This window comes from Streptacidiphilus cavernicola (assembly GCF_042510955.1).
In the GTDB taxonomy this organism is placed as follows: domain Bacteria; phylum Actinomycetota; class Actinomycetes; order Streptomycetales; family Streptomycetaceae; genus Streptacidiphilus; species Streptacidiphilus cavernicola.
Window position 1 is genome coordinate 13,106 of the sequence record NZ_JBHFAB010000029.1, and the last position, 13,120, is coordinate 26,225.

General features: G+C 73.3%; 9 protein-coding genes. 8 read left to right on the plus strand and 1 reads right to left on the minus strand.

Features of this window, described 5'->3' with window-relative positions; genetic code table 11:
* Nucleotides 1-29: 29 nt before the first annotated feature.
* Nucleotides 30-1,955: a glycoside hydrolase family 15 protein gene (locus tag ACEZDE_RS29170; RefSeq protein WP_380542393.1), complete on the minus strand. Its 1,926-nt coding sequence runs from the start codon at nucleotides 1,953-1,955 to the stop codon at nucleotides 30-32.
* 381 nt (nucleotides 1,956-2,336) lie between these two features.
* Between ACEZDE_RS29170 and ACEZDE_RS29175 the strand changes: the two genes are divergently transcribed.
* The 8 genes from ACEZDE_RS29175 (at nucleotide 2,337) to scpB (ending at nucleotide 13,118) form a co-directional block, all read left to right on the plus strand.
* Nucleotides 2,337-4,004, plus strand: coding sequence for a CTP synthase (locus ACEZDE_RS29175; RefSeq protein WP_380542396.1), 1,668 nt, complete (start codon nucleotides 2,337-2,339; stop codon nucleotides 4,002-4,004).
* Between the two features lie 115 nt (nucleotides 4,005-4,119).
* Nucleotides 4,120-4,764, plus strand: coding sequence for an NUDIX domain-containing protein (locus ACEZDE_RS29180; protein ID WP_380542399.1), 645 nt, complete (start codon nucleotides 4,120-4,122; stop codon nucleotides 4,762-4,764).
* Nucleotides 4,765-4,825: 61 nt separating this feature from the next.
* Entirely contained in the window at nucleotides 4,826-7,624 is a 2,799-nt protein-coding gene (locus tag ACEZDE_RS29185; protein ID WP_380542402.1) for a hypothetical protein, read from the plus strand.
* Between the two features lie 221 nt (nucleotides 7,625-7,845).
* The gene (gene ald / locus ACEZDE_RS29190; RefSeq protein WP_380542405.1) at nucleotides 7,846-8,961 is read left to right on the plus strand and encodes an alanine dehydrogenase; all 1,116 of its coding nucleotides are present in this window, start codon (nucleotides 7,846-7,848) and stop codon (nucleotides 8,959-8,961) included.
* A 463-nt stretch (nucleotides 8,962-9,424) separates the two neighbouring features.
* Complete coding sequence (locus ACEZDE_RS29195) at nucleotides 9,425-10,561, plus strand: ParA family protein (RefSeq protein WP_380542408.1); 1,137 nt, start codon at nucleotides 9,425-9,427, stop codon at nucleotides 10,559-10,561.
* Nucleotides 10,546-11,118 carry a hypothetical protein gene (locus tag ACEZDE_RS29200; RefSeq protein WP_380542411.1) on the plus strand — a complete coding sequence of 191 codons (573 nt, stop codon included), beginning with the start codon at nucleotides 10,546-10,548 and terminating at the stop codon, nucleotides 11,116-11,118. The genes ACEZDE_RS29195 and ACEZDE_RS29200 overlap by 16 nt, the downstream gene beginning before the upstream one ends.
* Before the next feature lie 90 nt (nucleotides 11,119-11,208).
* Nucleotides 11,209-12,075, plus strand: coding sequence for a segregation and condensation protein A (locus ACEZDE_RS29205; RefSeq protein WP_380542414.1), 867 nt, complete (start codon nucleotides 11,209-11,211; stop codon nucleotides 12,073-12,075).
* A 431-nt stretch (nucleotides 12,076-12,506) separates the two neighbouring features.
* Nucleotides 12,507-13,118 carry an SMC-Scp complex subunit ScpB gene (scpB, locus tag ACEZDE_RS29210; RefSeq protein ID WP_380542631.1) on the plus strand — a complete coding sequence of 204 codons (612 nt, stop codon included), beginning with the start codon at nucleotides 12,507-12,509 and terminating at the stop codon, nucleotides 13,116-13,118.
* Nucleotides 13,119-13,120 lie beyond the last annotated feature (2 nt).

The following is a 13,120-nucleotide window of genomic DNA, read 5'->3' on the forward strand; positions in this document are numbered from 1 at the left end:
ATGATACAAAGGTCGCGGTCCTCTCGGTGCTACATGTCCGGCAGCCCGCCGCAGGCGTTCAGCCGCAGCGCGGTGTCGATCAGCGGGACGTGGCTGAAGGCCTGCGGGAAGTTGCCGACCTGCCGCTGCAGCCGCGGGTCCCACTCCTCCGCGAGCAGCCCCACGTCGTTGCGGATCGACAGCAGCTTCTCGAACAGCTGCCGCGCCTCGGCCACCCGGCCGATCATCGCCAGGTCGTCGGCCAGCCAGAACGAGCAGGCCAGGAACGCGCCCTCGTCGCCGGAGAGCCCGTCCAGGCCCTCCTCGCCGCCGCTGGTCGGGTAGCGCAGGACGAAGCCGTCGCTGGTGAGCAGCTCGCGCTGGATCGCCTCGATGGTGCCGATCACCCGCTTGTCGTCCGGCGGCAGAAAGCCCACCTGCGGGATCAGCAGCAGCGAGGCGTCCAGCTCCTGGGAGCCGTAGGACTGGGTGAAGGTGTTGCGGTCCTTGTCGAAGCCGTTCTCGCAGACGTCCTCGTGGATGTCGTCGCGCAGCTGCCGCCAGCGCTCCAGCGGCCCCTCCTGCGGGGTCTCCTCGATCATGCGGATGGTGCGGTCCACCGCGACCCAGGCCATCACCTTGGAGTGGACGAAGTGCCGGCGCGGGCCGCGGACCTCCCAGATGCCCTCGTCCGGCTCGCGCCAGTGCTGCTCCAGGTAGCCGATCAGGCGCAGTTGCAGCAGGTGGGCGTGGTCGTTGCGGGCCAGGCCGGTCATGTGGGCCAGGTGCAGCGCCTCGACCACCTCGCCGTAGACGTCCAGCTGGAGCTGGTCGGCGGCGCCGTTGCCGATCCGGACCGGGGCGGAGCCCTCGTAGCCGGGCAGCCAGTCGAGAGTGGCCTCCTGCAGTTCGCGCTCGCCCGCGATCCCGTACATGATCTGCAGGTTCTCCGGGTCGCCGGCCACCGCGCGGAGCAGCCACTCGCGCCAGGCGCGGGCCTCGTCCCGGTAGCCGGTGCGCAGCAGCGAGGACAGCGTGATGGTGGCGTCGCGGAGCCAGGTGTAGCGGTAGTCCCAGTTGCGCTCGCCGCCGATGTCCTCGGGCAGCGAGGTGGTCGGCGCGGCGACGATGCCGCCGGTGGGGGCGTAGGTGAGGGCCTTGAGGGTGATCAGCGAGCGGACCACGGCCTCCCGGTAGGGGCCGCGGTAGGTGCACTGGGAGGCCCAGTCGAGCCAGAACTCCTCGGTGGTGGCCAGCGCCTCCTCGGCGTCCGGCTGGTCCGGCGGGCCGAGGTGGGAGGGCTGCCAGGTCAGCGCGAAGGCGATCCGCTGCCCTGCCTCGACGCTGAAGTCGGCGTAGGTGGTGAGGTTGCGGCCGTAGGTCTCGGCCTCGCCGTCCAGCCAGACCGAGTCCGGCCCGGCGACGGCGACGGTGCGGGCGTTGGCGTCGTCGGCCGGGTCCTCCAGCTTGTGCACCCAGGGGACGATCCGGCCGTAGGAGAAGCGCATCCGCAGCGCGGAGCGCATCCGCACCCGGCCGCTGACGCCCTCGACGATGCGGATCATCTGCGGCACCGCGCCGCGCTCCGGCAGCCCGCGCGGCGGCATGAAGTCGATCACCCGGACCGTCCCGCCGGGCAGGTCCCACTCCTGCTCCAGGATCAGCGAGTCGCCGCGGTAGCGGCGCCGGGTGGCCGGCGGGGCCGGGGCGGCGGCGGTCGGCGGCAGCGCCCGGAACTCGCCGGAGGCGTCGAAGTCCACCGGTCCCGGCGCCGGCGGCGCGGGCGGCGCGTCCGGGACCGGCTCGGCCGGGCCGATCCGCCAGAAGCCGTGCTCGTCGGTGCCGAGCAGCCCCGCGAAGACCGCGGGGGAGTCGAACCGCGGCAGGCAGAGCCAGTCGACCGAACCGTCCCTGCTGACCAGGGCGGCGGTCTGCATGTCACCGATGAGGGCGTAGTCCTCGATGCGGGTGGCCATGTGGTCTCCAGTTCACGCGATGAAATACACGGCGTCGCCGGTGCGGGGCAGTGTGGGGGAGGAACCTCGCGAAGGAGTCGTGTCCTCGGGGGTCTTCCGTCGATCCGTCAGGTGAAGTGGTGCGCCGGGGATCTGTGGGGTTCCTGATGTGAGGGAACGCGTCCGTGCAGGATACGACGCCGGAAGGGGTGCTCGGGAACACCCGGTTCACGGCGCGCCGCCGCCGGACCGGGCGAGGGCGATCACGCCGCGTCACTGATAGGCTGGTACCCCGTGGACTGGTGCGAGGCACCGCCGCCAACCCGCCCTCCGGCATCCCCCGCGGAGGTACCCGGGGTCCGGCCGCCACCGACGTGAAGACGCAACCACGGGAGCCCCCCTTTGGCACAGCCCCATTCCGGCAGTTCGAGCCGGAGCAACACGACGACCAAGCACCTCTTCGTCACCGGGGGCGTCGCCTCCTCGCTCGGCAAGGGGCTCACCGCCTCCAGCCTCGGGGCCCTGCTGAAGGCGCGCGGACTGCGGGTCACCATGCAGAAGCTGGACCCGTACCTCAACGTCGACCCCGGCACCATGAACCCGTTCCAGCACGGCGAGGTCTTCGTGACCGACGACGGCGCCGAGACGGACCTCGACATCGGCCACTACGAGCGCTTCCTCGACACCAACCTGCACGGCTCGGCCAACGTCACCACCGGGCAGGTGTACTCCACCGTCATCGCCAAGGAGCGGCGCGGCGAGTACCTGGGCGACACCGTGCAGGTCATCCCGCACATCACCAACGAGATCAAGTCCCGGATCCGCCGGATGGCGACCGACGACGTGGACGTGGTGATCACCGAGGTCGGCGGCACCGTCGGCGACATCGAGTCGCTGCCCTTCCTGGAGGCGGTGCGCCAGGTCCGGCACGAGGTCGGCCGGGACAACGTCTTCTTCGTGCACGTCTCGCTGCTGCCCTACATCGGCCCCTCGGGCGAGCTGAAGACCAAGCCCACCCAGCACTCGGTGGCCGCGCTGCGCAGCATCGGCATCCAGCCGGACGCGGTGGTGCTGCGCGCCGACCGCGAGGTCCCGCAGGCCATCAAGCGCAAGATCTCGCTGATGTGCGACGTGGACGAGGAGGCCGTGGTCGCCGCGATCGACGCGCCGTCGATCTACGACATCCCCAAGGTGCTGCATACCGAGGGCCTGGACGCGTACGTGGTCCGCCGGCTCGGGCTGGCCTTCCGCGACGTGGACTGGACCGTCTGGGACGACCTGCTGCGCCGGGTGCACGAGCCCGAGCACACGGTCAAGGTCGCGCTGGTCGGCAAGTACATCGACCTGCCGGACGCCTACCTCTCGGTGACCGAGGCGCTGCGGGCCGGCGGCTTCGCCAACCGGGCCAAGGTCGAGATCAAGTGGGTCGCCTCGGACGACTGCCGGACCCCGGAGGGCGCGGAGCAGCAGCTCGGCGACGTGGACGCGATCTGCATCCCCGGCGGCTTCGGCGACCGGGGCGTGGACGGCAAGGTCGCCGCGATCACCTACGGCCGGGAGAAGCAGATCCCGCTGCTGGGGCTGTGCCTGGGCCTGCAGTGCGTGGTCATCGAGGCGGCGCGGAACCTGGCCGGGCTGCCGGAGGCCAACTCCACCGAGTTCGACCCGGCGGCGCAGCACCCGGTCATCTCGACCATGGCGGAGCAGTTGGAGATCGTCGACGGCAAGGGCGACCTGGGCGGCACGATGCGGCTCGGGCTCTACCCGGCGAAGCTCGCCGAGGGCTCGATCGTCCGCGAGGTCTACGGCGGCGAGCAGTACGTCGAGGAGCGGCACCGGCACCGCTACGAGGTCAACAACTCGTACCGGGGCGAGCTGGAGAAGACCGGCCTGGTGTTCTCCGGGCTGTCGCCCAAGGGCGACCTGGTCGAGTACGTGGAGTACCCGCGGGACGTGCACCCGTACCTGGTCGCCACGCAGGCCCACCCGGAGCTGAAGTCGCGTCCGACCCGGCCGCACCCGCTGTTCGCGGGGCTGGTCGCGGCGGCGGTGGCGCGGCAGGCGGAGTAGTCGTAGGGGGCGGGCCGCCCGGTCGGCGGTGCGGGCAGCTGCCCGGCCGATCGGGCGGTTCCCCGCGCCCCGAGGTGGTTGCATGGTTCCTGTTGGCCCAGACGTTGGAGGTTCGGTGCGCGAGGCGATTGCGGACAGTCCGGAGGAGTGGCCGGTCACGGCCGCGCGGACGTCGTTCCGGGGGAAGGTCTGGGACATCCTCACCGAGGACGTGGTGATGCCGGACGGGGTGGCCGCGGCGCGGGACTTCCAGCGGCACCCGGGTGCGGTCGGCGTCCTCGCGCTGGACCAGCAGCGCCGGGTGCTGCTGGTGCGTCAGTACCGGCACCCGGTGCGGCAGCGGCTGTGGGAGCTCCCGGCCGGGCTGCTGGACGTCCCCGGTGAGAACCCGCTGCACGCGGCGCAGCGCGAGCTGTACGAGGAGGCGCACGCCAAGGCCGGGGACTGGAGGGTGCTGATCGACTTCTACAGCTCGCCCGGCGGCTCCTCGGAGGCGCTGCGGGTGTTCCTGGCCCAGGACCTGGCCGAGGCCGACGGCGAGCGCTTCCAGGCCGAGCACGAGGAGCTCGACCTCCAGGTCGACCGGGTCGACCTGGACGAGCTGGTCCGGCTGGTGTTCGCCGGGGAACTGCACAACGGAGCGCTGGTGTCCTCGGTGATGGCGGCGAAGGTCGCCCTGGACGGGGGAGTGTTCGGCGGGGCCGGGCTCGGCGGCCTGCGGCCGTCCGACGCACCGTGGCCCGCGCGTCCGTTCGAGTGAGCGCGGAAGGGACCGGGCACAGCTGCTGAGCCGTGCCCGGTCGGTGAACTACGCTGCGAGCGTGGCTGCAGCACAGACGGCACGTCAGACCCGCCCGCTCGACACCGCCGGGAGTTCCCGGGCCGAACTGCCCCTGGATTCCCCTTACTTCGCCGGTCGGCGGGTGGAGCTCGCCCAACTCCTCGACGAGGTGGGACGGCCCGCGCTGGGGAGCCTCGCAGGGGCGGGGCCGGACGGGGCGGACGGCGTTGTGCCGTCGCCGTCCGTGCCGTCGTCACCGCCTCCGCCGCTTCCGTCGCTTCCGCTGCCGTACAGCAGGGTGCTGGTGGTGGCCGGGCGTCCGGGGTCGGGGCGGACGGCGCTGGCCGTGCGCTTCGCCAGGACTGTCGCTGAGGACTACCCGGACGGGTGCTTCTTCGTCCGGATGAGCGACCCGGAGGGCGATCCGGTTCCGGCCGGGGACGCGGCGCGGCTGCTGCTCGGCGCACTGGGCGAGCCACGGGGCGGGCTGAGCCCGGACGCCGGCGCGGGGCGCTCCGCTGGGGTGGCAGGGGACGCGGCGGCGGGCGGCGGGGACGGTTCCGGCGGTGCGGTGGGGGACGCTGCAACCGGTGGTGCCGGGGACGGTGCGAGTGGTTCCGTCGGCGGGGCGGCGGACGTTGCTGACTGTGCGGCGTTGCGGGAGGTGCTGGCGCAGCGTCAGGTGCTGTTGGTGCTGGACGACGTGCAGCAGGCGGAGCAGGTGCGGGCGCTGCTGCCGCGCGGGCCCGGCTGCCTGGTGGTGGCGGTCACCGCGGGGCCGCTGACCGGGCTCGCCGACGCCCGGCCGTGCGTGATCGGCGGCCTGGACGTCGCCGCGGCGACCTCGCTGCTGGTCGGCCTGGCCGGGGACACCAGGATCGTCTGCGACCCGGTCGCGGCACGGTTCCTGGTCGAGGCGCTGGCCTGCCACCCGATGGCGTTGAGCCTGGCCGGCGGGTGGCTCAGGAGCAGGCCGATGGCATCGGTCTCGGACGTCCTCCGGATGCTGGCGGCACCCGCCGCGACCGTCCCCACACCCGTCGTACCCGCCGCTGCGGTGCCCGCCTCCGCCGCGCCTGTTTCCGCTGCGCCCGGTTCCGCGTCGCCTGCTTCCGCCGCGACTGCCCCCACGTCGCCTGCCTCTGCCGCGACCGTCCCCGGCTCCCGCCCGCCGACGGCCCCGCCGGGTTCACCCGGTTCACCCCCGGTGTCGGCCGCGCCCGGCGAAGTGCCGTCTGCGGCCTCTGCGCTGTCGCGCTCTGCACGGTCTGCACCGTCTACAGGATCTACGGCGTCCGCGCCTTCCACGCGGTCCTCGGCCTCCGCGCAGGCCTCGCCGTCCGCGACGCCTGCCCAGCCCGCCTCCCCGCCTTCGCCGCAGGCACCCCCTCCGGAGGCGCCCGCACCCGCGCCGCAGGCACCTGCTTCGCGGGCCGGTTCGCGCGGGGTGGAGTTTCTGCCCGGACCGCAGCTGCTGCCCGCGCCGCCGAAGGGCGGGGGCGGGGCCGGGTCAGAGACGCCGCCCCGGCCCCGGGTGGAGTTGGCGAAGCGTCCGGGCGCGGCCGAGCCCGGGGTGGAGCCGTTGCGGCGGGCCTTCGAGCTGGTGCACGGCGGGCTGCCGGCTCCGGCGGCCCGCCTGCTGCGGCTGCTGACCCTCGCCCCGGACGGGGTGACCGACCCGCGGACCGCCTCCGCGCTGCTCGGCTGCCCGGTCGACGCCGCCACCGTGCACCTGGTCACCCTCGCCGAGCAGCAACTCCTGCTCCCCGCGCCCGGCGCGGACCCGCACCGCTACCGGCTGCCCGGCTGCCTCCGCCCGGCCCTGCGGACGCTGCTCGCGGCGGACCGGGCGTCCGAGACAGAACTCGCGCTGGCCCGGCTGCTGGAGCGGTTGAACCGGCTGCTCACCGCCTGCTGCCGACTGCTCGCCCCCGACGCAGGACCGGCCTCCGGTCCCGGCCCCGCGCCGGAACCCCTCCCCGGGCCGCTGCGCTTCAGCGGCGCGGCCGAGGCCTGGGGCTGGCTGGACTCGGAGCTGACGGTGCTGCGCGCCGCCGTCCGCACCGCGCAGGCGGACGGCGCGCTGGACGGACTGGCCATGCGGCTGGCCACCTCGCTGGTGCGCGCGCTGCCGCTGTGGGCCGGCGCGCCCGAGCCGGTCGCGGCGGAGCTCTACGCCCTGCACAGCACCGTGCTGCAGCTGGCCGAGCGCGGCGGCCTGGCCCGTCGGCAGGCCGCCGCGCTGGTCAACCTGGGCGACCTGCACGCCGCTGCCGGGCAGCACGTCCGGGCGCTGGAGCGGTACCGGGCCGCGCTCGGCCCGGCCAGGTCCGCCGACGACCAGACCGCGGTGGGCCGGATCCTGGAGGCCGCGGCCGGCGCCTACCGGGCGGCCGGGGACCCGGTCCGGGCCGGGGACTGGTACGGCAGGGCGCTGGCGCTGCGCCGGGCCCGCGGTGAGCAGGCGGACGAGCTGCGGCTGCTGGGACGGCTCGCGGCGACCCACACCGCCCAGGGCAAGCTGCCCGACGCCCTGCGCGAGTACCGCGCCGCCGCGGCTCTGCACCGCAAGCTGGGCGACGAGGCGGCGGCGGTCGGCGCGACGCTGGGCGCGGCCCGGGTGCAGGAGCTGTCCGGGAGCGCCGAACAGGCGCTGCGCACCCGGCGCGAGGCGCTGGAGGCGGCCCGCCGGATCGCCGATCCGGCGACGGCCCGGCGGCTGCAGGCGCAGGTGCTGCTGCGGACGGCCGAGGCGCTGGAGCGGGCCGGGGACGCGGGTGGCGCGCGGGTGCAGCGGGAGCAGGCGGCGGCCCTGGGGGATGTGTCGGGTATGTCCTGATCTCGAACGGGTAGGTGTTCTGTGTCATAGCAACCGAATACCTCCAGCGATAGCCGCGCAAGCCTACGAAACTGCCAACCGATCGCTTTCATTTGGTCACATTGGAAGGCTGGCGGAACGCTCCGGCTTCATTACACTCGGAGAAGCCGCAACCAGTGCGCGGCCACCCCTCGGCGTTCCCGCCGTCGGGGACCCCCCATGTGCAAGGGACGTGTTTAGCCGTGAAGGTCGGCATCCCCCGCGAGGTCAAGAACCACGAGTACCGCGTGGCGATCACGCCCGCAGGCGTTCACGAGCTGGTCCGCAACGGCCACCAGGTCGTCGTGGAGCAGAACGCCGGCGTCGGTTCGTCCATCCCCGACGCCGAGTACGTCGCCGCGGGCGCCGAGATCCTCGGCACCGCCGACGAGGTCTGGGCCGCCGCCGACCTGCTGCTGAAGGTCAAGGAGCCGATCGCGGAGGAGTACCACCGCCTCCGCAAGGGTCAGACCCTGTTCACCTACCTGCACCTCGCGGCGTCCCGCGCCTGCACCGACGCGCTGCTGTCGTCCGGCACCACCGCCATCGCCCTGGAGACCGTGCAGCTCGCCAACGGCGCGCTGCCGCTGCTCGCCCCGATGTCCGAGGTCGCGGGCCGACTGGCCCCGCAGGTCGGCTCGTACCACCTGATGCGCCCGACCGGCGGCCGGGGCACCCTGCCCGGCGGCGTCCCCGGCACCCACGCGGCCAAGTGCGTGGTCATCGGCGGCGGCGTCTCCGGCTGGCACGCGGCGACCATCGCCATCGGCATGGGCTACGACGTGACCCTGCTGGACCGCGACATCAACAAGCTGCGCGAGGCCGACAAGATCTTCGGCAACCGGATCAAGGCGATCTCCTCCAACACCTTCGAGCTGGAGAAGGCCGTGCTGGAGGCCGACCTGGTGATCGGCGCGGTGCTGATCCCCGGCGCCAAGGCCCCCAAGCTGGTCACCAACGAGCTGGTCGCGCGGATGAAGCCGGGCTCGGTGCTGGTCGACATCGCCATCGACCAGGGCGGCTGCTTCGAGGACTCCAAGCCCACCACGCACGCCGAGCCGACCTTCCCGGTGCACGACTCGGTCTTCTACTGCGTGGCCAACATGCCGGGCGCGGTCCCCAACACCTCCACCTACGCGCTGACCAACGCGACCCTGCCGTACGTGGTCGCGCTGGCCAACCACGGCTGGAAGGACGCCTGCGCCCGGGACGAGGCGCTGGCCAAGGGCCTCAACGCGCACGAGGGCCAGCTGACCTACGGCCCGGTCGCCGAGGCGCACGGCCTGCACGCCGCGGACCTGGCGAGCGTCCTGGCCTGACTGGCCTGATTCGGACCCTGTCCCGCGCAGCGGCGCGGGCACCCCTGGAGGGGGCGTGATTATCGCGGACGACCGCGATAGCGCGCCCCCTCCAGTATGTTGTTGAGCGCTAATGTCGACACATCGTCAACTTGCTGCTCGTCCGCGTCACTCTTGCGCGACTGCCCCGCAGGGCCCCGTAAGGGCTGTTCTGCCGCCTGTTCCCGGGGTTTGTGAGGGCGGGCACGAGCGTTCTTCGGCCAATTGGCAGCGATCTAGTCATATCGACATGTTGGTTCGTGCATCGCTGGTGTGGTGGTTGACGCTACTGTGTCGTTGCTAGGCTGCGGCACGGCACATGCCGCCCAGTGGAGGGGGCACAGCCCCAGAGCCCCAGTTTCCGGTGTCAACGGCGGTCGCCAAGGAGGTAAGACGACTTGTGAATGAGTCGACATTTGCTCCCGGGGGTGGTCAGCCAGGACTGGTGCAGGACGGCACCGGTCTCTCCGGGCAGGACTCGGCGGACGTGCGCACCTTTGACGCCCGTCGGCCGGGAACCGAGTACGACACCCACACCTACCCGGGCGCCACCGCCTCCTACGAGACGGGCGCCCGCAACGCCGAGGCGGTCTACGACACCTCGGCCTTCGAGGCGGTCGAACCCGGCCTGGTCTACGCCGAACTGCCGGACGGTCAGTTCTACGACCCCGACGCCGAGTACGAGCCCGACCCCGAGTACGCCGCCACGCTGGCGCCCGACGCGGCCCGCCAGCGGCGCGAGCGGGTCGGTCCCACCGGCCGTCCGCTGCCCTACTTCCCGATCCCCTCGCCGCTGACCGAGCACGGCCCGGCGAAGATCGTGGCGATGTGCAACCAGAAGGGCGGGGTCGGCAAGACCACCTCGACCATCAACCTGGGCGCCGCGCTGGCCGAGTACGGCCGCCGGGTGCTGCTGGTCGACTTCGACCCGCAGGGCGCCCTCTCGGTCGGCCTCGGCGTCAACCCGATGGAGCTGGACCTCACCGTCTACAACCTGCTGATGGAGCGGGGCCTGACGGCCGATGAGGTGCTGCTGAAGACCGCCGTGCCCGGCATGGACCTGCTGCCCTCCAACATCGACCTGTCGGCCGCCGAGGTGCAGCTGGTCAGCGAGGTGGCCCGGGAGTCCGCGCTGGCGCGGGCGCTGAAGCCGCTGCTGCCGGACTACGACTACGTCATCATCGACTGCCAGCCGTCGCTCGGCCTGCTCACGGTGAACGCGCTGACCGCCGCCGACAGCGTCATCGTCCCGCTGGAGTGCGAGTTCTTCGCGCTGCGCGGGGTGGCGCTGCTCACCGAGACCATCGAGAAGGTCTGCGAGCGGCTCAACCCCGAACTGCGCCTGGACGGCATCCTGGCCACCATGTACGACTCACGCACGGTGCACAGCCGCGAGGTGCTGGCCCGGGTCACCGAGGCGTTCGGCGAGCACGTCTTCCACACCGTCATCGGCCGCACCGTGCGCTTCCCGGAGACCACGGTGGCCGGCGAGCCGATCACCACCTACGCCTCCAACTCGGTCGGCGCCGCCGCGTACCGCCAGCTCGCCAGGGAGGTGCTCGCCCGGTGCCCCGTCGAGTGAGCCTCCCGGGAGCGGACGAACTGTTCCGGACCACCGGGGGGATGTCGCTCACCCCCGCGCCCCGCTCGCCGGAGTCCGGCCAGCCGCGGGACGGTCGCGAGCCGCGCGAGGCCAGAGGACGCGAAGGAGCGGAGGGACGCGAGGCCAGGGAAGGGCACCAGGGCCAGCCCTCCGACACGTCGGGGGAGCACGGCGCGGCCCAGGCCGAGCCGACCGCCCCGGCGCAGCGGCAGCCGGTCGGCCAGCCGTCCGCCCAGCCCTCCCCGCAGCACAACGGGGTGCCCGCGCCCGCGGGGGACGCCGCGGCCCGGCGCAAGCCGCGCGGCGGCAGCCGCTCCCGCCCCACCGGGCGCGAGCGGCACGAGGAGAAGATCACGGTCTATGTCTCCGCCGAGGAGCTGATCGACCTGGAGCACGCCCGGCTGGTGCTGCGCGGCGAGCACGCGCTCGCGGTGGACCGGGGCCGGATAGTGCGGGAGGCCGTCGCCGTGGTGCTGGCGGACCTGGAACAGCGGGGCGAGGCCAGCATCCTGGTCCGGCGGCTGCGCGGGCGCTGAGCGCCGCGGAGGCCGTGGCCGCGGGCGCCGCCGCCGGCGGGCCCGAGGGCGTCCCACGACGCGGGCCGTGCACGCCCTAAGGTGGTCCGGGTGAGCGCCCCCGCAGCAGTCGTCGACACCGGCGAGGAACCCGGGCCGGAGTCCGGGACGGAGTCCCCCGGCGGCTTCCGGGTGCACCTGGACAACTTCGAGGGCCCCTTCGACCTGCTGCTCGGTCTGATCGCCAAGCACAAGCTGGACGTCACCGAGGTCTCGCTGTCCAAGGTCACCGACGAGTTCATCGCCCACATCAGGGCCATGGGCGCGGACTGGGACCTGGACCTGGCCAGCGAGTTCCTGGTGGTCGCGGCGACCCTGCTGGACCTCAAGGCGGCCCGGCTGCTTCCGGTCGCCGAGCTGGAGGACGAGGAGGACCTCGCCCTCCTGGAGGCCCGCGACCTGCTGTTCGCCCGGCTGCTGCAGTACCGGGCCTACAAGCAGATCGCCACCCTGTTCGCGGAGCGTTGGGCCGCGGAGCAGCTGCGCCGCCCGCGCACGGCGGGCCTGGAGCCGCAGCACGCCGAGCTGCTGCCCGAGGTGGTGATCAGCATCAGCCCGGAGGGCTTCGCCCGGCTGGCCGCCAAGGCGTTCGAGCCCAGGCCGGCGCCGGTGGTCTACGTGGAGCACATCCACTCCTCCCCGGTCAGCGTCCGCGAGCAGGCGGCACTGGTGCTGGAGCGGCTGCGGGAGCTGGGCGAGGCCTCGTTCCGGACGCTGACCGCGGACGCGCCGGACGTGCTGACCGTGGTGGCCCGGTTCCTGGCGCTGCTGGAGCTGTACCGGGAGCGGGTGCTGCTGTTCGACCAGCCGGAGGCGCTGGGCGAGCTGCTGGTGCAGTGGATCGGCGAGGACGGGGCAGGGATCGTGGTGGGCGAGGAGTTCGACACACCACCGGCACCGGAGGGTGAGGACGGATGAGCAGCGACGACACGACGCAGGCGGGTGGCCGCCGCAGGCTGGGGATGCCCGGACGTCCCCGTCCGGGCGAGTACCTGGAGAACGAGTACCTGGAGCAGGGCCGGGTGGAGCAGAACGTCTGGCTGGAACCGGGCCTGGGGCCGGATCCGGGTCCGGACCTTGCGCCGGGCCTGGAGGCGCCGGACCCGGTGCAGCCGGATCCGGTGCCCGCGCCGACCCCCGAGCCGTCGCCGCGGCCCGCGCCCGAGCCGTTCCCGCGGCCCGCGCCGGAGCCGGACCCGATCCCCGCGCCGGTCCCGCAGCCGCCGCCGGAGCCCGCGCCGGGCCCGAGCCCGGAGCCCGACCCGGTGCCGTCGCCGCCGGTCCCGCCGCTGCACCCGCATCCGCCGCTGCCGGACCCGGCACCGCTGCCGCTGCCCGACCCGGGGCCGCTGCCGGAGCCCGGCCCGCTGACGGCGCTGGCCGTGGTGGAGCTGAAGCCCGCGCTGGAGGCGATCCTGATGGTCGTCACCGAGCCCACCACCAGCACCCACCTGGCCCAGGTGCTGGAGCGGCCCAAGCGCGCGGTGGACCGGGCGTTGCGCGAGCTGGCCGCCGAGTACACCGAGCAGGGCCGGGGCTTCGAGCTGCGCTTTGTCGCCGGGGGCTGGCGCTACTACAGTCGGGTCTCCTGCGCCCCGGCGGTGGAGCGGTTCGTCCTGGACGGCCAGCACGCGCGGCTGACCCAGGCCGCGCTGGAGACGCTGGCGGTCATCGCCTACCGGCAGCCGGTGTCCCGTTCCCGGGTTTCCGCTGTCCGTGGTGTGAACTGTGACGGCGTCATGCGTACCCTGGTACAGCGGGGTCTGGTCGAGGAGACCGGGTCCGAACCGGAGACGGGAGCCATCCTGTACCGGACGACGAACACATTTTTGGAACGGATGGGGCTGCGCGGCCTGGACGAGCTGCCGGAGCTGGCCCCCTTCCTGCCCGAGGCCGACGACGTGGAAGCGGACTCGCAGGAGGGCTCCGCGATCGCCGAGGCGGTCGCAATGAGCAGGTGAAC

Bases quoted from the DNA above. Each gene is read 5' to 3' on its own strand.
- ACEZDE_RS29170 (WP_380542393.1), bottom strand. From the start codon at position 1,955: ATGGCCACCCGCATCGAGGACTACGCCCTCATCGGTGACATGCAGACC.